The organism is Enterobacter sp. UPMP2052 (assembly GCF_053709675.1).
The window spans coordinates 565,396-585,487 of record NZ_JBSKJR010000001.1 but is presented as its reverse complement, the minus strand read 5'-3'; the positions used below and the strand labels follow the sequence as shown (position 1 = coordinate 585,487).

The window sequence follows — 20,092 nt, the reverse complement described above, 5'->3', positions numbered from 1 at the left end:
GCCGGGACACAGCTCCCGGCATTTTTTCGGAGTTAACTATGAGCCATAATTTGCAGGATATCCTCGCTGCCGCCTCGGGGTATCAGTCCGTGACTTCAGAGCCAGCGCTCAATCGTAAAAGACCTAAAACGCTTGATGATTATCCTGTGATGCCACCTGCATCAAAAAACGTGTCTGTGATTTCAAACGACCTGACGCTCCATATCGGTTTTGATACCGAATATGTTTTCAATCCTGAAACACAACAGAATGATATTCTGTCATATCAGAGTTATGTTGTCTTACCCGATAATACAGGTATATCGAACATTATCTATCCACCTGACTCACAGAAAAAATCCCGGCTGTCTTTTAAGGAATTTCTCTTTCAAACGATTACACCGCTTCTTGAAACGGGTGTGATTACAAAATGGCCCGGTATTATTAATATATATGCGCATTTCATTCGTGCGGATATCGCCTCCTTTGCCAATTTCTGGTCAGACTACAAAATTCTTCTGAAAGGAATACGCGGTACTGTCAGCAGCTTCAAAAATCGTTACGGTATCGATTTTGATGAACAGCAGGAACGTCGCGTAAAGACTGAACAGATAATGTTTGACAAACGAACTTCCCCTCCGCGTTGCAGTAACGTAGCTTTCATCGATACACTGCTTATCACTCCCGGGGGTATGGGTCTGGCTGAATGTGGTGAATTACTGGGTCTTCCCAAACTCACCATTCCTGCACCTTATTCCATAACCAATATGCGTGAATATCTTCTGGGCGACAGAGCAGGGTTTGAAGCCTATGCTCTGCGGGATGCCGAGATTGCGGTTCGTTATGCTTTACAGGTTCGCAATTTTTGCGCCCGGGAGCTGATGATTGATCGTGTCCCCGCCACCATCGGGGCGATGGCAGTTTCACGGTTCACCAAAACACTTAAAGAAAACAATATGTCTCCTGAAGTCTGCCTTGGGACACACATTAAAACCCGTGAACTCTGGCTCACGGAGAAACAGGCATTCCGGACGATTAAAAACCCCGCCAGTGTTCCTTCAAGAGAGCTGTTTGAAACGTTCCCGATCAACTGTTACCACGGCGGACGCAATGAGTGTTTTATGATGGGGGTTACACCGTCAGATCACTGGTATGACTACGATCTGGCTGGAGCGTATACCACCGGGCTATTAGATATCCTCACACCCGATTACGGGAACATCCGCCTCAGTAAAAATCCTGACGATTACTGTGGGCATGTAATGGGATTTGCGCTTGTCACATTTCGGTTCCCGGAATCAGTTCCCTATCCCAGCCTGCCGGTTCGGACCGATCAATATGGGTTATTCTTTCCATTAAGTGGCGAATCATGGGCAACGGCACCTGAAATCGAACTTGCTCTGTCGCTCGGGGCAGAGATGACGATCCATAATGGGATCATCGTCCCCTGGATCTGTGACACCTCCCCACATAACAGCGAATCAACATCGGTGTTTCTTCCCTTTGTTCAACAGGTCCGTGAGAACCGTAATCGCCATATTAAAGGTTCTCTGGAGGAGAAATTCTGGAAAGAAATTGGCAACTCGCTTTATGGCAAACTTGCTCAGGGCCTTCGCGCCAAAACCGCCTTTGATACTGCCCGTGGATTAAACAGATCCCTCCCACCATCATCGGTTACTCAGCCATTCTTTGCTGCGCATGTGACGGGATTTATCCGCGCCGTTGTCGGGGAACTCATGAATGCTTTGCCTTCTGATTCATCGGTTGTCAGCGTCACAACCGATGGCTTTTTGACAAATTGCCCACTTGACAAGATAAACATGAGCGGTCCACTGTCTTCCCGCTTCCAGTCGCTGTGCGATATTGTTGATCCGGGTTCATCAATGTTGACATGTAAGCATGAGGTCAGCCAGCTTATCGCCATGAAAACCCGGGGGCAGTTAACCTATAGAGCTATTCAGGGAAAACCTGTTGTTCATGCCAGGGCTGGCGTCAAACCTCCTGCCGATATTCCACGCAGTGACTATAACGACTATATGGTAGATCTTTACCTTAATCGTTTACCCGGTCAGACGTTATCCCGAAGTACGTTGATATCAACGCGTGAGATGTGGCTGTCGGAAAGCGATCTGGTATCCCGGGAACAGGATATCCGTCTTAATCTGGAATTCGATTTCAAACGCCAGCCCGTACAGCCCGCCATGAATGAAGGGCATTTACTGATGTTTTCCCGCCCGTGGGATAATATGGAAGAGGCTCTGCAGCAACGCTCTCTTTTCGACGACTGGCGGCAAACGCATACACTGAAGACCCTGGCTGACTGGGATGACTGGTGTGATTTTCTCTATTGCCGGACGGTGTTTTCTGATATGAAACTAAAAGTCGGAAGCAAACGTAGTGATGATATTTTAGTCAGACTATTTCTCCGGGCGCTGACTCAGTGCCAATGGGGGCTTATGCTGAAAGATAAAAAAAGTTATTCCTGTAAAGAGGTTGCTGAATGGCTGACGTCAGAAGGCTATTCAGTAACGGTGACTGATGTAAAAAATGCGGTAAGAGCAAAAATACCCCAAATGAAATTTAGTTCTGTAACACCGCGAATGAAGTCACTGATGGATATCATAGCCCGTAAATATCCGACATTCTGTCTTCCAGTCTGATAACCGTTAAATCTCCCCCAACTCCTTTAACAGAAGTTGGGGGCTTAATCACAGGCAATCGGCATCAAAACAGTGAAATAACTGCCGCGCGTCAGGATGACCATTTACATGATAGATCCGCATGGCATGACAGGTGATACTCTGGAGATTCGCCGCCAGCCTTTTCCCCATATTCACCAGTATGCCGTGTGGTATTTTACTGCTTGTACTGTTTACTGTCAGAGTAAAACAATTTGTTTCAACGCTGACCTCAATAAAATCATTTCCAAATAATGTACCGACAACCTGCCTGATTGTTTCTTCATAATCTGTCAGATCAATGACATCACGCCATCTCGCATTTACGAGTTGATACTTTCTGATATGTAAATACATAGAACCGCCTTTATGTTATTTCAACTAAAATGATGTTCTCCGATATTATGAAAATATTAATCATCATTGTAATTGCTGATAACCTCTCTAACCTTCGTATCTTACGTTCCCCCCTGCCTCTCCAACTTGATGGCAAAGTGCATGGTCAAATATGCAGCAAAAACAGGTCATGTACAGGTCAGGATGATAATTATCACCCTGAACGTAAAAATACACATGGACAGGATGAGTCCACATGTTATTCGATAATTCCAGCAATGTTTTAATATATTGATAATTAATGAGTTAATTTTTTTCTCCGTCACAGTAAAAGTGGACTCATCCTGTCCGTTACTTTGCTGAAAATATCCTCTTCGCTGGCATTAACCGGATAAACGAATGGGTAAGCATGATAAACTTGGATATCGACTCGGATTGATATTAACTCGCCTGAACAATGGTGAGTCACTAGCCGTCCGGGAGCTATCTGAGGAATTTAACGTTTGCGAAAAAACTATCCGTCGTGATCTTACTCAGCGCCTGTCCTACCTTAGTCTGATTCGACAAAATGGTCGCTATCGCCTGTCTGACGGTGTTCTCGGTCAACGCAGCAATGCTGATTTACGTCATTTCACGCGCATCCTGGGTATTGAAGGGCTGTTCCCTCGCTGGGATGACAGACTACTGAGTATTTTGTTAGGCAACACGAAAAACAATCCGTTTCTGATAAAACAACGCCCATACGAAAACTGCGGATCATTCATGTCAATTCTGAATGTATTATCCGACGCAATCCTGTCACAGAAGAGAATAAATTTCATTTACAACGATAAAGAGTTTCGGGCTGTTGAGCCATACAGGCTGGTTAATGACAACGGATTGTGGTATCTCGCAGCCGCCCATGACAGTACATTAAAAAGCTTTGTTATCTCATCTGTCAAAGACGTTTGCATGAGTAATATCGCTTTCAGGATAACCCCCGAAATTAATGAAAAAATAGAAAAGACAGATGGTATCTGGTATAGCGAAGACCTTATCGAAGTTCTCATTTCAGTTTCCGCACATGTTGCTCCGTGGTTTACCCACCGTCATCTATTGCCAGGACAGGAAATAATTCATACTTCCCGGTCTGGCGATTTACTGGTGATATCACGTGTAACACACACAGATCAGATAATGCCTTTAATGAAATACTGGATACCGGATGTCGAAGTAATACAACCAGCCTCAATCCGTCAACAACTTGCTGAAGATATACAATCCGCACTTAAACGTTACACCCAGCCAGGTAACGCCCCGTAATGACACGGATAATATAATTTTCATTGAGTGCTATTTTTGTAAGCTAAAAAAATGGAGTTACCATGAAAAAATGCCCGGTTCTTCTTGTTGTATCAGGGTTTCTGACCGAAAATGATATGTCATGGTTTAACCGAATTAAAGCAGGGTGTGGCCTTGATGTCAGATACTATAAATGGGAATCGGCAAATCTACTATCCATATTAAGTACTGACATAGCGAACAAGTGGGGGTTATATACTCTCCTCCCCCTGAGAACATCTCCTTTATTGTCATCAATCTCCATCCCATTTAAAGCGCGTCAAGCCTGGTATAATGCAACCAAAGCAGCAGTTAATAACAGAGAAAAATTAGCACGCGTAATAAACGAGATATACGTTAACGAAAAGCGTAATGTGATCATAATGGGTCATTCTTTAGGGACTCGATTAATAAACAATACATTACCCTATATTAAGAATGATAATATTCTCTTAACAATCTCTATGGCCGGAGCCACCCCAATAACAAGTTATACAGAGAACATAATGAAAATGGCTTACGGTTCAAAAATGGGGCATTTAAATATCTACAGTGAACATGATAAAGTACTTAACACGATATACCCTCTCGTTGAGTCAGTAACACCAATTGGGGTTCGGGAGGTGAGATTCAGACCTGCTCGGACAATCAACTGGAAGTGGGATGTTGGTCACACTGAATATATTACTTCAAACAGGATTGATTCATTAACACACTGGTTAAGTGTTACCTGTGCCGATTTAGCTGATCCAGCCGTAGAAATCACTGACGACGACATGAAATCATTTCATGATATTATTAATCTTGCAAATTCAACACATCATAAAAACACTGTCATACCTAAATTAATATCATTTGAGTAGTTAAAAAAAGGTTGCATTATAACGGGAGTATATATTTACTCCCGTTAATTTTCATATTTTATAGTATTGATATGGATTCGATTAAAAATTTCGTCTAACTCGTTCCCTTATCAAACTTGCCAGCCTTACCCTTCCAGGTGAAATAGTTTCCGTTACAGTTTCAACTCTCAACAAATCACGCTGTCCGGTTCGGCGACTGACCGCGAAACGCTGACATATATCATTAACCGATACCGTATTACCGGTATACAGTTGAAGTAATATCCAGCACAGCCTTTCTGCGATCCTTTCACCGCGAGTTTTATACATCTGTAAAACCTTCAGTTATCGTCAACGATGACATAGCCCACCTCAAAACCCACATAACTGACTGTATTCATGAACATTTATTACCGGTGTAATACTGTCGTTGGGGTAATGGATTAACCGTTATCACCCTGCTACAGGAGAATGCTCCATAGGGGGCAAAAACCACGAGGGATCTGAGATCCCCCGTGTCTGCACATGTTTATGCGAACAGCCCGGAAAAAACGGCATCATCCTCATGCTGTGATGTGCTGCTCATGAAGTGGATTACAAAGATACCTGCTTTCTTCCTGTTCATAACGGGTCAACAACTTTCCTCTGTTACCGTTATCCGGTAAATATCCATAGAGAGATATTCCATAAAATTACTCTCCCACAATGACCAGAGTTCATTCTTCTCTGCTGCAAGTGAAATATCTCCAGCGAGATAATGAAAGACATAATGACCCGACCAGCAAAAGTCTATTTCCTTTTCCAGTTCCGGGTAGACTCTCCCCATGAAACTAAAGTCTGTGACATAATCGAAATACCATTCGTCATCCTTGTGGATGAACCTCATTTCAACAGGATGAAAGCCACCGGATTCTACGCTGTAATCCGGATCACGGAAATTAATGACCACCGCCCTTACCTTCGTTTTCAGCGCGTGCTCTGACAGAAGAGTCGCAATGTGCTGCTGAAATTGTTTTGTTACAGGCAGCGTTAATCCTGCCTGTTTTAAGACATCCTGGGTTTGCATAATGGATTTTCCTGTAAAAGGTGAGTAGAGATGTGTTGCAGTTTCTGGTTGTATAGCAGCTCTAGTAAAGAATTAATCCTCCGTAATCGTTTCCTGAATATCGATTGCACTGAGTTTATTCAGACGATCCCGCCAGTCAGAATATAAAACATGCGTAAATAACTTATCCGGATGTCCCTCCAGCAAACATATATCCGGGGAACGTAAAACTGCAGCCAGAAAACCTGCGTTATTGGCACTTGCCCCTTTGAAGAGCGATTTGAATACTCCAGAAGTGAAACCCGTTGCAGGTTGATTTTCCAGTACACTTTCAATCTTCGTAATTGGTACCCAGTCTTTTGAGAATAACCCTCCGCTGCCATTTGCAATCAGTCGGAGATAAAGCTCATTATCTGCTTCAGATTTTGCCAGTTGCCATGTCAGCATGCCACTGGCTTTAGGGCTGATTTTTTCCGCCTGACCTGATTCAATGAGCAGCTTATAACTATCTTCAGGTAATATTTGCCCATCTTCAGTGATACCTTTTTCAATATCACTTAAATCATTATTTAACTCCAGCGCCTCGTGTTCATTATTATTTTTTCCTGACTTTGATTTTCTCATTTTCATCTCCTGATTTTAATCTGATTTACAGACGGAATTCCGACATAGACATTAATTTATCAATCCCACCCAGAGGACAATTGGGATGAAACAACAGATAAATACCATTTCCATTATCTTCTGTAATTGATAGCATCAAGTAATATTCATCTGTCAGATGGACCACGAACTCAGGGTTTGCAATTAAACGAAGAATTACATCCAGTACGTGTCGTTTAATATCTTCGGGTACATCACCGGGCTCAATGTACATTAATGTTACACCCACCTCTCCCCAAAAATTCATTGCGGCAAGTTCATCATCAAATGGAAGTATCAGTTCTTTTCTCAAGACAGTCATAACTGAATCGGGAAGAAGGAGCGACGGCAGGTCTTGCCAGTTCGAGATAAATTTCATTGAATAATCCTCATAAACAAAAAACCCGATACGTTTTAAGTATCGGGGTTACATAGACAGGGTAAAGAATCTGGAATTGCCTTCAGTGGTCATCTATATTCTTTCATAATATCCACAATCCTTGCAGATAAGCACTGGAGCATTATTCCTTTCACGCTGTTCAAGGAATCCAAAGAGACGCTGTATCGCCCTGATGATTTCTTTAAGCAATTCTGGTAATTGATCCGGGCTAATATAACCGGATGTTGATGTCAGAAACCGGTCATCGCGAGCCACCTTTGCTATATTTCCGGCAGTTTCTGTGACTGTATTCCGACTGCCGCACTTAGGGCACTTTAACGGCATAATCATTCTCCACGTTTAAGAGATGCAAAAATCACTGTTCTTTACTGGTAGCTACAGGGGTTAAAAGAAGGTCGGTAACACCCTGCCCGGTCTGACGCATTCGCTCTGGTGTCAGTTTTGCGTAGCGCTCCGTACTCTGAATACTGGCATGCGCCAGCTGGGCTTTAACGTCATACAGACTGTACTGTCCGCTGGAGACAAGTAATGATGCGACGGAATGGCGCGTGGTGTGGAAACAGACTTCACTTTTATCTATCCCGCATTCTGCCAGTATTTTTTCATAGGCCCACCGGGGTTCTGATATCGGTTTTCCATTATCTTTTACGGCAAACAGATAGGGGTTGCTGCCAGCCCGTGGGATCGAATTAATAATGGATAATGCAACATCACTGAGATACACAGTTCTGCTGCGACCATTCTTAGTATAAGGAATGAATAACGACCTGTTATCCCGATCAATATGTTTGTGCATGACGTTCAGCATTTCTGATTTGCGTGTACCGGTTAACAGCAGCATGGCTATCAGTCCCCCGGCTGCCTTATTGGGGTATCGTGCCGCAGCGTCGAGGATCCTTCTGATCTCATCGGCGTCAAAAAAGCGCGTCCGCTGATTATTCTCCTTAAGTAAAGGTATCTTATCGGCTTCATTCTTCTCCAGGACATCCTGTCGTAGCGCATAACGCCCCATAGTTTTCAGAATAGCCAGTGCCCTGTTACAGGTAGACGGTGCATACTGCTGGCCATGAATACGACCCTCAAGCATGTCGAAAAGCACCTGCTGGATTTCCCGGGCCCGAAGGTCGCAGTAACGTATCTTTCCCAGACGAGGTTCAATGTATTGCGTGAAACGCTGAACATCCTTATCCCAGGACTTTTTATGGCGCTTGATGAACGGAACATAGGTCAGGTGAAAAAACTCACTAAGCGTTGGCATCGCACGATAATTATCGCGCTCTGCCTTAGGGTCATTTCCCAGTGCAATCGCCTCCTTATGACGGCGAGCTATCTGGCGAGCTGTCCCCACATCAATTTCAGGGAATCTGCCAATACTGATACTTTTTTTGGTACCGTGGAATGTGTAGCGCAGGAGGAAACGTTTGTTACCCGTTCGACCTGAGAGGCATTTGAGGCCAATGACCTCGGTATCAGATACCTCAAGCTCTGTAGATCGGGTATCTGTGTTTGCCGGAAGGGCTTTGATGGATGAATTGGTGAATCGGAAGGATTTTTGCATATTTATCCTCATATATCTGATTGATATCATGAAAATAATATATATCTGAAGGTGTTTTTATTACGGGGCAGGATTGAAGAATGGAAAGGCTATTAGACGCGTACAAACGGATATTACAGGAAGTTGACGCCCGGTCATTTAACCTGAATGAAGATAAATACTCAGGCGTCTTTTTACCCGTGCCGTTTGAAGAATACTGGCATTCACCGATAAAAATCATGCTGGTTGGACGTGAAACCGCAGGCTGGAATACGCTGAATGGTAAGAATACGATATCACGGGTGTTGGGACTTATGCCTGACGTCACCATCGGGCAAGTGGTTGAAGAAGCTGTAGATCGTTACAGGAAACATCTTCCGGTACAAAATTATGGCACCACCAACCTCAAATCACGTAGCCGCTTCACGCAATATCATTTCAGGCTGGCCCGGGAGCTTAATATTCCTCCCCAGGCAATCGTGTATGCTAATCTACTGGCGTGGGATTACGACGGACTGACCCCTCTCAATCGCCCTCAAAATGAAGTGCAGGAAGTCATATTAGCCTCGCTAAAGCTGCTGGCGGTACAAATTAAACACCTTGAGCCTGATTTCATCATCTTTGCATCCGGAGCCCGGAGAACAGACTACATCATAAAACAGGTGCTTACTGAGCTAGGCGGCTATGAGACTTCTTCAGTCATTCCGGGGAAGCTGTGGGAGTTCAAAACAGGTAATACAATCTGTTTCAGAATTGCCCATCCAAGAGCTATGCACGGACACCAGAAGTACAGAGATGAGGTGGTTGCACGAATTAAGCAACTTTGTAGTAAGGGCGGCTAGAGCATTACAGCTTGCTCAGCAGGCCCCCTTCCCGGAAGAGTACCGGAAAACAGGCAAAGCGGCCTGGTTCTCTATGCTGGAGGCGACACGTTCGATTCGGCATTGCCAGGCTGGAGATTGCAGCTCATTGCACCCCGTGAGCACAGGATATGCACAGGGCGTGAATTTCAGGCACAAAAAAACCACCCGTAGGTGGTTTCACGACACTGCTTATTGCTTTGATTATTCTGCTTTTTCCCATGGTAGCCGGAGTGGGACTTGAACCCACACAGCGCGAACGCCGAGGGATTTTAAATCCCTTGTGTCTACCGATTCCACCATCCGGCCAGGGAAGAAAGTGGAGGCGCGTTCCGGAGTCGAACCGGACTAGACGGATTTGCAATCCGCTACATAACCGCTTTGCTAACGCGCCGTAAATCTTCTGTCTTTCGACCTGCACCCGCGATTGCCGATGCATTTTATCTGGAGCGGGAAACGAGACTCGAACTCGCGACCCCGACCTTGGCAAGGTCGTGCTCTACCAACTGAGCTATTCCCGCATGTCATCAAGTTGATATCTAACCACTTGATTTCATTATCGTCCGGCAAACCGTGCCGCCGTTCGATGCGTTGCATTCTACTGATATGACGTGGTGAGTCAACGTTATTTTTGCATCTCAGGATCGTTTGCTGAAAATTGCGCCGAAACGATCACTGTTCAAGCAAATCACCGCGTGCAGCGTTCAGATATTGCAGCATCGACCACAGCGTCAGCACAGCTGCAACCCACAGCAGACCGATTCCTGCCCACTCAACCCAGGCATTCGGACGCCACAACATCCATACCAGCGCAGCCATTTGCGCAGTGGTTTTGACTTTACCGATCCAGGAGACCGCCACGCTGCTGCGTTTACCCAATTCCGCCATCCACTCGCGCAGCGCGGAGATGATGATCTCGCGGCCAATCATTGTTGCCGCCGGCAGCGTTACCCACCAGGTGTGATAATGCTCAGCCACCAGCACCATCGCGATTGCAACCATCACTTTATCGGCGACCGGATCGAGGAAGGCGCCAAACCGCGTGCTCTGGTTCCAGCGACGCGCCAGATAACCGTCAAACCAGTCCGTGACCGCCGCCACGAGGAAGATGAGCGCACAGGCAAACGGTGCCCATACCACCGGCAGGTAAAATGCCAGCACAAAGAACGGGATAAGTACGACGCGAAAAAGGGTGAGCAACGTAGGGATATTAAATCGCATAATGACGGTAACTGTCTGTTGTCAGTAAAATTTAGCTCTATGTTGCTACAGAGCCCTCAATGTTTCAACGAGTAGTAGATCTTTTCTGCCAGCCCTTGCGAAATACCCGGCACTTTTGCAATTTCTTCCATGCTGGCATTGAGTAATCCTTGCAATCCGCCCATATACTTCAGCAGCATCTGACGACGCTTTGGCCCAACGCCCTCAATGGTTTCAAGGGTACTGGTGTTTTTAACCTTCGCTCTTTTCTTACGGTGCCCGCTGATCGCGTGATCGTGTGATTCATCGCGGATATGCTGGATCACGTGCAGCGCAGGAGAATCCGGCGGCAGGCTGAAGCCCTCTCCTTCAGGCTCAAAGAACAGCGTCTCCAGCCCGGCTTTGCGGTCCGCCCCTTTCGCCACGCCCAACAGCAGCGGATGGTTTTTGTCCCACTCCACATCGAGCGATTCAAATACCGCCTTCGCCTGGCCGAGCTGCCCTTTCCCGCCGTCGATCAGAATAACGTCCGGGATTTTGCTCTCTTCGATGGCTTTGCCGTAGCGCCGACGCAGTACCTGGTTCATCGCCGCATAGTCATCGCCCGGGGTGATCCCGGTAATATTATAGCGGCGATACTCTGCCCGCAGCGGACCATTTGCATCAAATACCACGCAGGAGGCGACCGTCTGTTCACCCATCGTATGGCTGATATCGAAACACTCCATACGTTTGATTTCCGGCAGCTTCAACTGCGTCGCCAGCGCGGTTAAACGCTGATGAACCGTCGACTGCTGAGAAAGTTTGGTCGTCAGGGCGGTGGCCGCATTGGTTCGGGCGAGCTTCAGATAACGCGCACGGTCGCCGCGCGGCCTGGTCTGAACGTTAACCCGACGTCCGGCGAGACTGGAAAGCGACTCTGAGAGCAGCGTTTTATCGTCCAGGTTAAAGTCGAGCAGGATCTCCGAGGGCAGCGTTCGCATCTGACTTCCCTGCAGGTAGAACTGACCAACAAACGTCTCGACCACTTCCCCCATCTCTGTACCGCCCGGTACCTTCGGGAAATAGCTTCGGCTGCCCAGCACTTTACCCTGACGTATAAAGAGCACGTGCACGCAGGCCAGACCGGCATCATAAGCAACGCCAATCACGTCGAGGTCGTCACCGGTGTTGGAGACAAACTGTTTCTCGGTGACGCGGCGTACGGCCTGAATTTGATCGCGGATGCGCCCCGCCTCTTCAAACTCCAGCGCGCCGCTGGCTTTTTCCATGCGCGCAATAAGCTGCGTCAGAACCTGATCGTCCTTCCCGGCTAAAAACAGACGTACGTATTCAACCTGCTGGGCATACTCTTCTTCACTGACCAGCCCCTCAACGCACGGCCCCAGGCAGCGACCAATCTGGTACTGCAGGCACGGGCGCGAACGGTTACGGTAGACGCTGTTCTCACACTGGCGGATAGGGAAGATTTTTTGCAGCAGTGCCAGCGTTTCGCGCACCGCATAGCCGTTAGGAAATGGCCCAAAATATTCACCCTTCGCATGTTTGGCACCACGGTGCATCGCCAGACGTGGGTGAGTGTCTCCGCTCAGGAAGATAAACGGATAGGACTTATCATCGCGCAGCAGGACGTTATAGCGCGGCTGATAAAGCTTAATGTAGTTGTGTTCAAGCAGCAGCGCTTCGGTCTCCGTATGGGTCACGGTGACATCAATATTATGTATTAATGCGACCAGCGCTTCGGTCTTACGGGAGGCAAGATTGCTTCGAAAGTAGCTGGAAAGGCGTTTTTTGAGGTCTTTTGCCTTACCCACATAAATAACCGTGCCGCCAGCGTCATACATACGATAGACGCCAGGCTGGCTCGTAACGGTTTTTAGAAATGATTTTGAATCGAACGCTTCATTCACTGACTTACTAACGACTCCGCATTGCACAGACCATGACGAATGGCCAGGTGAGTCAATTCGACATCACCATGAATGTTCAGTTTACTGAACATTCTATAGCGGTAGCTGTTGACCGTTTTCGGGCTGAGATTCAGTTGCTCGGAAATCTCATTCACCTTCTGACCTTTAGTGATCATTAGCATAATCTGCAATTCGCGCTCAGACAAACAGGCAAAGGGCGATGCCGTTTTTTCCGGTTCAATCTGACTCAACGCCATTTGTTGTGCAATGTCCGACGCGATGTAACGCTGCCCGGCATAAACAGAACGGATAGCATTGACCACTTCCTGAGGTGCGGCGCCTTTACTCAGGTATCCGGCAGCTCCCGCCTGCATCACTTTGGCAGGAAGCGGGTTTTCCGTATGCACGGTCAGCATGATGACTTTGGTATCAACAAAGGTGCGGGCAATTTTGCGCGTGGCCTCAAGCCCACCGATACCGGGCATGTTCATATCCATCAGCACAACGTCTGCCGAGTTAGCGCGGCACCATTTTACCGCGTCTTCGCCACAGCAGGCCTCACCGGCCACTTTGATGCCTTTTATATCTTCAAGAATGCGTCGTATCCCTGCGCGCACCAGTTCGTGGTCATCAACAAGAAGGACGTTGATCAAAGGAAATGTCTCCAGAATAGGGATAACGCTACTGACTGCTTATTGCCTTTATATTAACGGTTTTCCTCGCAAGATTAAATCGTTAAAAAAGCGGCTATTCGATTACGCTCTCGTTTTTGGAAATTAGCTTGTACAGCACGTGGAAAGCGAACCCGCATGGAATGGGCTTTTAAGACTATTTTTAAGCATCTGTATTCAAAAGGTTACAAAAAATTCGTGAATAACTTTCGCCCAAAAACAGTTCTTAACTTTTTGTAACAACAATTAACGACAGTCGAACCGGCGCTAAACAATTAATTGTCTTACGCGGATGGCCAGATTACTGCGACGTTCTGTTTACGCAAATAAACAAAATGCGGAAAAGTACAAAAAACAACCACTGCTTTTTTTGTCTCAGCTTGTGATATACTCCGGCGCCATAACTTTCATCGTCGCGCTCGCGCGCTGTTTTATATTGAGGAAAATAAATGAGCACACCTGAATTTGCCACTGCGGAGAATAACCAGGAACTGGCACAGGAAGTAAACTGTCTGAAATCGCTGCTGACGCTTATGCTACAGGCCATGGGTCAGGCGGACGCGGGACGTGTGATCATTAAAATGGAAAAACAGATCGCGCAGATGGAAGATCAGGCAGAGTCAGAGGTGTTTGCCAATACGGTTAAGCAGATCAAACAGGCTTACCGTCAGTAATAAAAAACGGCTGGATGCAAAGCATTCAGCCGTTGTCTTGTCTGCCACGCAGAACGTTTTTTCAGTCAAATCAGTCCTGTCGCCGCCGCGTAGCAAGCAATCTGCGTTTTGTTCGGCGCGTTGAATTTCTTCTGCATGTTCTTTTGATGGAAATTAACCGTGTTCTCCGAAATCGAGAGAATGATGGCTATTTCCGCCGAGGTTTTCCCTTCCGCTGTCCACTTCAGGATTTCACGCTCGCGCTTGCTGAATTTCATTTCGGGCGGCATGACCGTCTCATGTTCGAACCTCAGCAACGACGTCAGCGCCATTTGCACCAGCATTTGCAGTCGCAGTTCGATCTCTTCATGGTGGATCGCATTTTCGCGCAGGCTGGTTCGGGAGACCGAAAGGAACCCGAGCGCATGATTCGGCAGCATCAGACATTGCGTTATGCCTTTGCGAATGCCGTGGTCCTGCGCCCCGCCCCATAATTCCTGGGCATCCGCGAATAATTCATCGGTCCAGGGTAAATGGCCCTGGATAAAGTTCTCCGGTTTAAGCACCGGATCGACCGCGAAATAATTCTCAGACTTATATTGCGCCATCCACCGATCGGGATAACTGGAATGTACAGAAATCTTCGGGCGCGTAAACGGCACCGGATGTCGAACGCAGAGTGAGAAGTAATCAAATTCGAGCGCCTGTGTTTGCTGCTGAAGTTCTTGATAAACCTCGTCAGCACAGGTCAACTCCTGAAAGCGAAGGAAGCATTTCCGTCGCCACGTGAAAAAGTCTGAATCCCTCATACTTACTTAATGAAGCCCCTGATAAAGATAATCATTCTTATGGTGAATATAAACTACCACATAAATCTTATTTATAACTGCAAAATATCGGCAAATTCGCAATTACCTTCAGCTTTAATACGGTTTAACCGAACTGAATGGTATAAAAAAGTTTGCCGGGAGAGGTCAGTGGAGAATAATTTGCTCCAGCGGAAAATTCTGGAGCAAATTAGTGCAATATGCTACTGCATGAGGAACTTTTCCAGGAACTGCCGGGTTCGCGGCTGCTGAGGGTCAGCAAATAAGCGCTTAGCTGGCCCCTGCTCAACGATGCGGCCCTGATCCATAAAGATGGCCCGGTCGGCTACGTCACGCGCAAAGCTCATTTCATGCGTAACGATCACCATTGTGCGCTTCTCTTGTGCCAGCTGACGGATAGTATTCAGCACCTCCCCCACCAGTTCCGGGTCGAGCGCGGAAGTAGGTTCGTCGAATAATATCACCTCAGGGCGCATCGCCAGCGCACGGGCAATGGCCACGCGCTGCTGTTGTCCGCCGGACAAACGTCGCGGGTAGCTGGTCTCTTTTCCTGCCAGCCCCACTTTTGCCAGCAGCTCACGCGCGCGGGCTATGGCTTCTTCCTTCGGCTCGCCCTTCACAATGACCGGGCCTTCAATGATGTTCTCCAGCACCGTGCGGTGCGGGAAAAGATTGAAGCTTTGAAACACAAAACCCACATGCTGTCGCAAACGGCGGATCAACCCTTTCTGCTGCGCAAAAGATTTCCCGGTATCGATGGTGATATCACCCACGCGGATCGTCCCCCCTTCCGGCTGTTCGAGTAAATTAATACTGCGCAACAGCGTGGTTTTCCCTGAACCGCTGGGGCCGACGAACGCCACCACTTCACCCTCCTCCACTTCCAGGTCGATGCCATGAAGCACCGTCTGACCGTGGAATTTTTTCACCAGGTTTTTAACGTCGATAGCACTCATTTCGGATCTCGCTCCTGGCGGTTAAGCTGGTTTTCAAAGTAGTTCTGCAGCGCGGAGAGCACGGTCGCCATCACCCAGTAAATCAGCGAGGCCGCAAGATACATGGTGAAGACCTCCAGCGTGCGCGACGTAATGAGCTGCGCCTGACGAAACAGTTCCGGCACCTGGATCGTCGCGGCAAGCGAAGTATCTTTTACCAGGCTGATAAAACTGTTGCTGAGCGGAGGCAAGGCCACCCGCGCCGCCTGCGGTAGGATCGCCCTTCGCAGCGTCTGCCAGGGCGTCATCCCGATACTGGCAGCGGCTTCCCACTGTCCTTTATCGATGGACGAGATGGCCGCCCGCAGGGTTTCGGAGGTGTATGCCGCAGTGTTAAGCGACAGGCCAATCATCGCTGCGGGGATCGGATCAAGCTCGATACCGAACTGGGGCAAACCGTAGTAAATCATAAACAGCTGCGCGATAAGCGGCGTACCGCGAAACACGGAGATGTAGAACCGTGCCAGCCAGCGAATCGGCAGGACATGAGACATGCGCATCAATGCCAGCACAAACCCGAGCACCAGGCCGAAGAACATCCCGCCGATGCTGAGCTGGAGGGTAAACACCGCCCCCTTCAGCAGAAAGGGCAGTGAATCAATAACCAGTTGAATACTTTCTTGCATTATTATTTTTCGACCTGATTTTTAAACATGCGGATGATAGGCAAACAGCGCGGGCGCTCCGCCCGTGTGTACGAATAAAATCGGGCCTTCATCCTTAAAGCGCTTGCGGGTAATGCCGTCAATCAGGCCTGCCATCGCCTTGCCCGTGTAGACCGGGTCAAGCAGGATACCTTCCAGACGCGCCAGCAGTTTGACCGCTTCCATACCCTCTTCGTTTGGCGTGCCATAGCCCGGTGCAAAATAGTCATCCCACAGCAGGATCTCGGCTTTTGCCTTCAGCTCTAGCTGCTCAGCCACCGCCTGCTGTAATGTGACGACCTTCGGTTTTTGCTCGGCCACGCTACGGGACACCGTCACGCCAATCAGTTCAACGTCCGGCATCAGTTGTTCAAGCCCGACCGCCAGCCCGGCATGCGTGCCCGCGCTGCCGGAGGCAACCACCACCGAGGATAAGCTCACTGCGCCTTCACACTGCTGCGCGATTTCCAGCGCGCTCTCCACATAACCCAGCGCCCCCAGCGCATTCGAACCGCCGACCGGGATCACATAGGGCCGAAACCCCTGAGCTTCCAGCCGCGTGGCCAGTTCCTCGAGCTGCGCATTCGGATCGTTCAACGCATCGACCATTTCAACCTGCACGTTGAACAGATCCAGCAGCAGCCGGTTGCCGTTGGTCAGGTAGTTTTCCGCCTGCGTTCCGATAGGATTTTCCAGCAGTGCCACGCAGTGCAGCCCCAGCTTCGCCGCCACTGCGGCCGTCTGGCGAACGTGGTTCGACTGAATGGCCCCGGCGGTGATCAGCGTATCCGCCCCTTCGCGCAGGGCATCGGCGGCGAGGAATTCCAGCTTGCGCAGCTTGTTGCCGCCCATCGCCATTGGCGTCACGTCATCCCGTTTGATGAAAATATCGCGTCCTAAATAGTCAGAAAAACGCGGCAGGTACTCCAGCGGCGTGGGTGCCCCAATAAATTCCAGGCGGGGGAAGCGCGTTACATTCTGCAGTGACATGGGTTCTCCGTTAACGCATACAAGATTTGATATTTTTATTATGCACGTAGTCACGTCATAAATAAAAAAGGCGCTTTTAAAAGCGCCTTTTTTTGTCACACAAAGCTTATTTGGTCACGTCGGCGCCGAACCACTTCTCAGACAGCGCCTTCAGGCTGCCGTCTTTTTGCATCTCTGAAATCGCGCCATCGATGGCTTTCAGCAGATCGTCGTTACCTTTACGCACCGCCACACCAGACTCCTGACGAGAGAACGCATCACCCGCAACGGCCAGGGTATTGTTGGTTTTCTTCACCAGATCCAGCGCGGCCAGACGGTCTACCAGAATGGCATCGATACGGCCTACGCGGAGATCCTGATATTTCGTCGGATCGTCATCATAGGTACGGATATCCACGCCCTGAACGTTCTGACGCAGCCACTCTTCGTAGTTGGTCCCCAGACCGACGCCGACTTTTTTCCCTTTCAGGTCAGCCGCGGACTTGATGGTCCCTTCGTTGCCCTTCTTCACCAGCGCCTGGATACCCGACACGGTGTACGGCGTGGAGAAATCATATTTCTTCTTACGCTCATCAGAAATGGTCACCTGATTGATCACCACATCGATGCGTTTAGAGTCCAGCGAGGCCAGCATCCCGTCCCATTTGGTTGGCTTGAGGGAGGCTTTGACGCCCAGGTGCTTCGCCAGCTCTTCGGCAAACTCGACTTCAAAACCGGTCAGTTTACCGTCGTCACCCTGGAAGCTGAACGGAGGATAGGTCCCTTCCAGCCCAACCAGCAGCGTGCCGCGCTCTTTGACTTTATTCAGCAGATTTTCCGCCGCGAACGTTTTCACGCTCATCCCTGCGACCAGCGCAACGGCCATCACACCCATCAGCGCCTGACGACCCAGAAGTGCTAATTTCATATATACCCCGATACAGTGGAATTTTTGAGTAGTGTAGAGAAATCGCCTGCAAGGTCAAAGGCGACTGCGCTACATCTTATTCATTTTTAATATATATCAGAAGTTGTCTCGGCGTGGACTTTCTGCTGTAACGCCACCGGCATTTGTACCTTATATTGCGCGTACTTGCGCAGCGCAATGCGGTAGTTGTTGGTGCTGGTGGCAGGCAACCATGGTTCCAGATTCTCATCCAGATAACCGGTCTTCAGCAGATCAGGGGAAAGGTTCTGCAGAGTGAGATGCTGACCAAGACGGCGCAGGCGCACCACATATTCACGCACGGTGCCGTGGCTCATCTCGGTCTGCTCAAACAGGAACTGTTTGAAGCCGATGATATCAAAGAAGTCGCTTTGCTCTTTGCAATGGAGATCGCCACAGAAACGGCAAAGCGCTACCCACTCTTTTTGCTCTTCGCGCCAGGCGGCTTCATCCAGTAAGGTATCGAGGCGAGAGATCGCAATTTTATTCACGATTTCACCGCGACGTACCAGCGTGATACGGTCGAGTAGCTTGTTACAGTGGGCGCAATGCGTCTGGCTGTGTTTAAAGTCTTTCAGGTAGCGGCTTAGAGGCCGTCTTTTAGCGTGCTGCACCGTCATGATAACTCCTGGTTGTCAATACGTTGTGCGGCATTTTCAGGTGAATGAATCACCTACAACTTACCCAGTTTTGTCCGTAAGCGTTTTATGGCCTGGCTGTGCAGCTGGCTAACCCGCGACTCCCCTACTTCCAGCACCGCGCCAATCTCCTTGAGATTAAGCTCTTCCTGGTAATAAAGGGTCAACACCAGCTGTTCACGTTCTGGTAACGCTTCAATCGCTTCCATCACGCGCTGGCGTAAGTTACCTTCCATTAAATGGTGTAACGGGTTTTCTTGCTGATGCTCATCCGTCACCAGCTCGATACTGTCGCCATGCTCTTCGCGCCACTCGTCGTAAGAGAAGAGTTGGCTATTATTGGTATCGAGCAACATCTGACGATAGTCTTCAACAGCAATCCCCAGACGCTCCGCCACTTCCGTTTCCGTCGCGTTGCGCCCCAGTTCCTGTTCCAGCTGTCCCATTGCATGAGCCACTTCGCGCGCGTTGCGGCGAACGCTGCGCGGCACCCAATCGCGGCTGCGCAACTCGTCCAGCATCGCACCACGAATACGCTGAACTGCGTAAGTCGTAAATGCCGTTCCTTGCAGAGCGTCGTATCGGTCAACTGCATTTAATAACCCGATACCGCCCGCCTGTAGCAGATCGTCCAGTTCCACGCTCGCCGGCAACCGCACCTGGAGGCGCAATGCTTCGTGACGCACCAGCGGGACATAACGCTGCCACAGCGAGTGTTTATCCATTACACCTTCAGCGGTATAGAGTGAATTCACGATAAACAGCCCTGCGTTAGTTGAGTTATCGGCATGATTATCCGATTCTGGAGGGGTTTTAATCGGGTGAATAAGGGAACAAAAAGTGGGTTATTTGGCTAACGCCAGGGTAAGCGCCAGACAATTCGGGGCTAACCATCTAAAAAAGCGGGGGTTAAATTGCCATTAACATAAAACATGGCAGCATATGAGCAGGACTAAAACTCAAGCCGTTCCGTCTGACCCGAACGAAATAGTGTGTCCTT

Annotated in this window: 21 protein-coding genes and 3 tRNA genes; 6 read left to right on the top strand and 18 right to left on the bottom strand. The window is 48.6% G+C overall.

Annotation, left to right across the window (positions count from 1 at the left end; all coding sequences use genetic code 11):
• The first annotated feature begins 38 nt into the window (after window positions 1-38).
• Window positions 39-2,639 (top strand): hypothetical protein, encoded by a 2,601-nt coding sequence (locus ACWKX3_RS02650; protein WP_454541223.1) that lies wholly within the window; start codon window positions 39-41, stop codon window positions 2,637-2,639.
• Window positions 2,640-2,687: 48 nt separating this feature from the next.
• On the opposite strand, the gene ACWKX3_RS02645 is transcribed toward ACWKX3_RS02650, so the two are convergent.
• Window positions 2,688-3,014, bottom strand: coding sequence for a hypothetical protein (locus ACWKX3_RS02645; RefSeq protein ID WP_000280683.1), 327 nt, complete (start codon window positions 3,012-3,014; stop codon window positions 2,688-2,690).
• Window positions 3,015-3,392: 378 nt separating this feature from the next.
• Between ACWKX3_RS02645 and ACWKX3_RS02640 the strand changes: the two genes are divergently transcribed.
• Both ACWKX3_RS02640 and ACWKX3_RS02635 read left to right on the top strand, forming a co-directional pair.
• On the top strand, window positions 3,393-4,295 hold the full coding sequence (locus ACWKX3_RS02640; RefSeq protein ID WP_454541222.1) for a helix-turn-helix transcriptional regulator: 903 nt from the start codon (window positions 3,393-3,395) through the stop codon (window positions 4,293-4,295).
• A 62-nt stretch (window positions 4,296-4,357) separates the two neighbouring features.
• Window positions 4,358-5,176: a DUF726 domain-containing protein gene (locus ACWKX3_RS02635; protein WP_454541221.1), complete on the top strand. Its 819-nt coding sequence runs from the start codon at window positions 4,358-4,360 to the stop codon at window positions 5,174-5,176.
• A gap of 610 nt (window positions 5,177-5,786) precedes the next feature.
• On the opposite strand, the gene ACWKX3_RS02630 is transcribed toward ACWKX3_RS02635, so the two are convergent.
• From ACWKX3_RS02630 to ACWKX3_RS02615, 4 genes are all read right to left on the bottom strand, one after another.
• Window positions 5,787-6,221, bottom strand: a complete 435-nt coding sequence (locus tag ACWKX3_RS02630; RefSeq protein ID WP_454541220.1) for a DUF2787 family protein — start codon at window positions 6,219-6,221, stop codon at window positions 5,787-5,789.
• Window positions 6,222-6,293: 72 nt separating this feature from the next.
• The gene (locus ACWKX3_RS02625; protein ID WP_454541219.1) at window positions 6,294-6,824 is read right to left on the bottom strand and encodes a hypothetical protein; all 531 of its coding nucleotides are present in this window, start codon (window positions 6,822-6,824) and stop codon (window positions 6,294-6,296) included.
• A gap of 25 nt (window positions 6,825-6,849) precedes the next feature.
• Entirely contained in the window at window positions 6,850-7,221 is a 372-nt protein-coding gene (locus ACWKX3_RS02620) for a hypothetical protein (RefSeq protein ID WP_454541218.1), read from the bottom strand.
• A gap of 376 nt (window positions 7,222-7,597) precedes the next feature.
• Window positions 7,598-8,800, bottom strand: a complete 1,203-nt coding sequence (locus tag ACWKX3_RS02615) for a tyrosine-type recombinase/integrase (RefSeq protein WP_454541217.1) — start codon at window positions 8,798-8,800, stop codon at window positions 7,598-7,600.
• An 80-nt stretch (window positions 8,801-8,880) separates the two neighbouring features.
• Between ACWKX3_RS02615 and ACWKX3_RS02610 the strand changes: the two genes are divergently transcribed.
• Complete coding sequence (locus tag ACWKX3_RS02610) at window positions 8,881-9,621, top strand: hypothetical protein (protein ID WP_265460283.1); 741 nt, start codon at window positions 8,881-8,883, stop codon at window positions 9,619-9,621.
• 240 nt (window positions 9,622-9,861) lie between these two features.
• Here the strand turns inward: ACWKX3_RS02610 and ACWKX3_RS02605 are convergent.
• The 6 genes from ACWKX3_RS02605 to uvrY all read right to left on the bottom strand — a co-directional run bounded on the left by ACWKX3_RS02605 (window position 9,862) and on the right by uvrY (window position 13,402).
• Window positions 9,862-9,948, bottom strand: a tRNA-Leu gene (locus ACWKX3_RS02605).
• An 11-nt stretch (window positions 9,949-9,959) separates the two neighbouring features.
• Window positions 9,960-10,033: transfer RNA gene (locus ACWKX3_RS02600), tRNA-Cys, on the bottom strand.
• Window positions 10,034-10,084: 51 nt separating this feature from the next.
• Window positions 10,085-10,160 (bottom strand) — tRNA-Gly (locus ACWKX3_RS02595).
• 151 nt (window positions 10,161-10,311) lie between these two features.
• Window positions 10,312-10,860 carry a CDP-diacylglycerol--glycerol-3-phosphate 3-phosphatidyltransferase gene (gene pgsA, locus ACWKX3_RS02590; RefSeq protein ID WP_006176115.1) on the bottom strand — a complete coding sequence of 183 codons (549 nt, stop codon included), beginning with the start codon at window positions 10,858-10,860 and terminating at the stop codon, window positions 10,312-10,314.
• Window positions 10,861-10,916: 56 nt separating this feature from the next.
• Complete coding sequence (uvrC, locus tag ACWKX3_RS02585) at window positions 10,917-12,749, bottom strand: excinuclease ABC subunit UvrC (protein ID WP_042320104.1); 1,833 nt, start codon at window positions 12,747-12,749, stop codon at window positions 10,917-10,919.
• On the bottom strand, window positions 12,746-13,402 hold the full coding sequence (uvrY, locus tag ACWKX3_RS02580; protein ID WP_006176117.1) for a UvrY/SirA/GacA family response regulator transcription factor: 657 nt from the start codon (window positions 13,400-13,402) through the stop codon (window positions 12,746-12,748). Before uvrY ends, uvrC begins: the two co-directional genes overlap by 4 nt.
• Before the next feature lie 310 nt (window positions 13,403-13,712).
• Here uvrY and ACWKX3_RS02575 point away from each other — a divergent pair, with 310 nt between their 5' ends.
• Together ACWKX3_RS02575 and ACWKX3_RS02570 are read left to right on the top strand one after the other, a co-directional pair.
• The gene (locus tag ACWKX3_RS02575; RefSeq protein WP_420025983.1) at window positions 13,713-13,883 is read left to right on the top strand and encodes a hypothetical protein; all 171 of its coding nucleotides are present in this window, start codon (window positions 13,713-13,715) and stop codon (window positions 13,881-13,883) included.
• Window positions 13,870-14,094: a DUF2594 family protein gene (locus tag ACWKX3_RS02570; protein WP_006176119.1), complete on the top strand. Its 225-nt coding sequence runs from the start codon at window positions 13,870-13,872 to the stop codon at window positions 14,092-14,094. The genes ACWKX3_RS02575 and ACWKX3_RS02570 overlap by 14 nt, the downstream gene beginning before the upstream one ends.
• Window positions 14,095-14,159: 65 nt before the next feature.
• On the opposite strand, the gene sdiA is transcribed toward ACWKX3_RS02570, so the two are convergent.
• From sdiA to ACWKX3_RS02535, 7 genes are all read right to left on the bottom strand, one after another.
• Window positions 14,160-14,882 (bottom strand): transcriptional regulator SdiA, encoded by a 723-nt coding sequence (sdiA, locus tag ACWKX3_RS02565; RefSeq protein WP_006176120.1) that lies wholly within the window; start codon window positions 14,880-14,882, stop codon window positions 14,160-14,162.
• Between the two features lie 221 nt (window positions 14,883-15,103).
• Entirely contained in the window at window positions 15,104-15,856 is a 753-nt protein-coding gene (gene tcyN / locus ACWKX3_RS02560; protein ID WP_454541216.1) for an L-cystine ABC transporter ATP-binding protein TcyN, read from the bottom strand.
• Complete coding sequence (tcyL, locus tag ACWKX3_RS02555; protein WP_006176122.1) at window positions 15,853-16,521, bottom strand: cystine ABC transporter permease; 669 nt, start codon at window positions 16,519-16,521, stop codon at window positions 15,853-15,855. Before tcyL ends, tcyN begins: the two co-directional genes overlap by 4 nt.
• Before the next feature lie 21 nt (window positions 16,522-16,542).
• Window positions 16,543-17,529: a D-cysteine desulfhydrase gene (gene dcyD, locus ACWKX3_RS02550; RefSeq protein ID WP_088208199.1), complete on the bottom strand. Its 987-nt coding sequence runs from the start codon at window positions 17,527-17,529 to the stop codon at window positions 16,543-16,545.
• A 106-nt stretch (window positions 17,530-17,635) separates the two neighbouring features.
• Complete coding sequence (gene tcyJ / locus ACWKX3_RS02545) at window positions 17,636-18,436, bottom strand: cystine ABC transporter substrate-binding protein (protein ID WP_236346204.1); 801 nt, start codon at window positions 18,434-18,436, stop codon at window positions 17,636-17,638.
• Between the two features lie 86 nt (window positions 18,437-18,522).
• On the bottom strand, window positions 18,523-19,074 hold the full coding sequence (gene fliZ, locus ACWKX3_RS02540) for a flagella biosynthesis regulatory protein FliZ (protein WP_058610161.1): 552 nt from the start codon (window positions 19,072-19,074) through the stop codon (window positions 18,523-18,525).
• 53 nt (window positions 19,075-19,127) lie between these two features.
• Complete coding sequence (locus tag ACWKX3_RS02535) at window positions 19,128-19,847, bottom strand: RNA polymerase sigma factor FliA (RefSeq protein ID WP_042320109.1); 720 nt, start codon at window positions 19,845-19,847, stop codon at window positions 19,128-19,130.
• Window positions 19,848-20,092 lie beyond the last annotated feature (245 nt).

Coding starts and splice junctions, on each gene's coding strand:
- fliZ (WP_058610161.1), bottom strand. CDS start 19,074: ATGACGGTGCAGCACGCTAAAAGACGGCCTCTAAGCCGCTACCTGAAA.
- tcyL (WP_006176122.1), bottom strand. CDS start 16,521: ATGCAAGAAAGTATTCAACTGGTTATTGATTCACTGCCCTTTCTGCTG.
- sdiA (WP_006176120.1), bottom strand. CDS start 14,882: ATGAGGGATTCAGACTTTTTCACGTGGCGACGGAAATGCTTCCTTCGC.
- ACWKX3_RS02640 (WP_454541222.1), top strand. CDS start 3,393: ATGGGTAAGCATGATAAACTTGGATATCGACTCGGATTGATATTAACT.
- ACWKX3_RS02610 (WP_265460283.1), top strand. CDS start 8,881: ATGGAAAGGCTATTAGACGCGTACAAACGGATATTACAGGAAGTTGAC.
- ACWKX3_RS02620 (WP_454541218.1), bottom strand. CDS start 7,221: ATGAAATTTATCTCGAACTGGCAAGACCTGCCGTCGCTCCTTCTTCCC.
- tcyN (WP_454541216.1), bottom strand. CDS start 15,856: ATGAGTGCTATCGACGTTAAAAACCTGGTGAAAAAATTCCACGGTCAG.
- ACWKX3_RS02635 (WP_454541221.1), top strand. CDS start 4,358: ATGAAAAAATGCCCGGTTCTTCTTGTTGTATCAGGGTTTCTGACCGAA.
- ACWKX3_RS02630 (WP_454541220.1), bottom strand. CDS start 6,221: ATGCAAACCCAGGATGTCTTAAAACAGGCAGGATTAACGCTGCCTGTA.
- ACWKX3_RS02650 (WP_454541223.1), top strand. CDS start 39: ATGAGCCATAATTTGCAGGATATCCTCGCTGCCGCCTCGGGGTATCAG.
- ACWKX3_RS02570 (WP_006176119.1), top strand. CDS start 13,870: ATGAGCACACCTGAATTTGCCACTGCGGAGAATAACCAGGAACTGGCA.
- ACWKX3_RS02575 (WP_420025983.1), top strand. CDS start 13,713: ATGGCCAGATTACTGCGACGTTCTGTTTACGCAAATAAACAAAATGCG.
- ACWKX3_RS02625 (WP_454541219.1), bottom strand. CDS start 6,824: ATGAGAAAATCAAAGTCAGGAAAAAATAATAATGAACACGAGGCGCTG.
- ACWKX3_RS02645 (WP_000280683.1), bottom strand. CDS start 3,014: ATGTATTTACATATCAGAAAGTATCAACTCGTAAATGCGAGATGGCGT.
- pgsA (WP_006176115.1), bottom strand. CDS start 10,860: ATGCGATTTAATATCCCTACGTTGCTCACCCTTTTTCGCGTCGTACTT.
- tcyJ (WP_236346204.1), bottom strand. CDS start 18,436: ATGAAATTAGCACTTCTGGGTCGTCAGGCGCTGATGGGTGTGATGGCC.
- ACWKX3_RS02615 (WP_454541217.1), bottom strand. CDS start 8,800: ATGCAAAAATCCTTCCGATTCACCAATTCATCCATCAAAGCCCTTCCG.
- dcyD (WP_088208199.1), bottom strand. CDS start 17,529: ATGTCACTGCAGAATGTAACGCGCTTCCCCCGCCTGGAATTTATTGGG.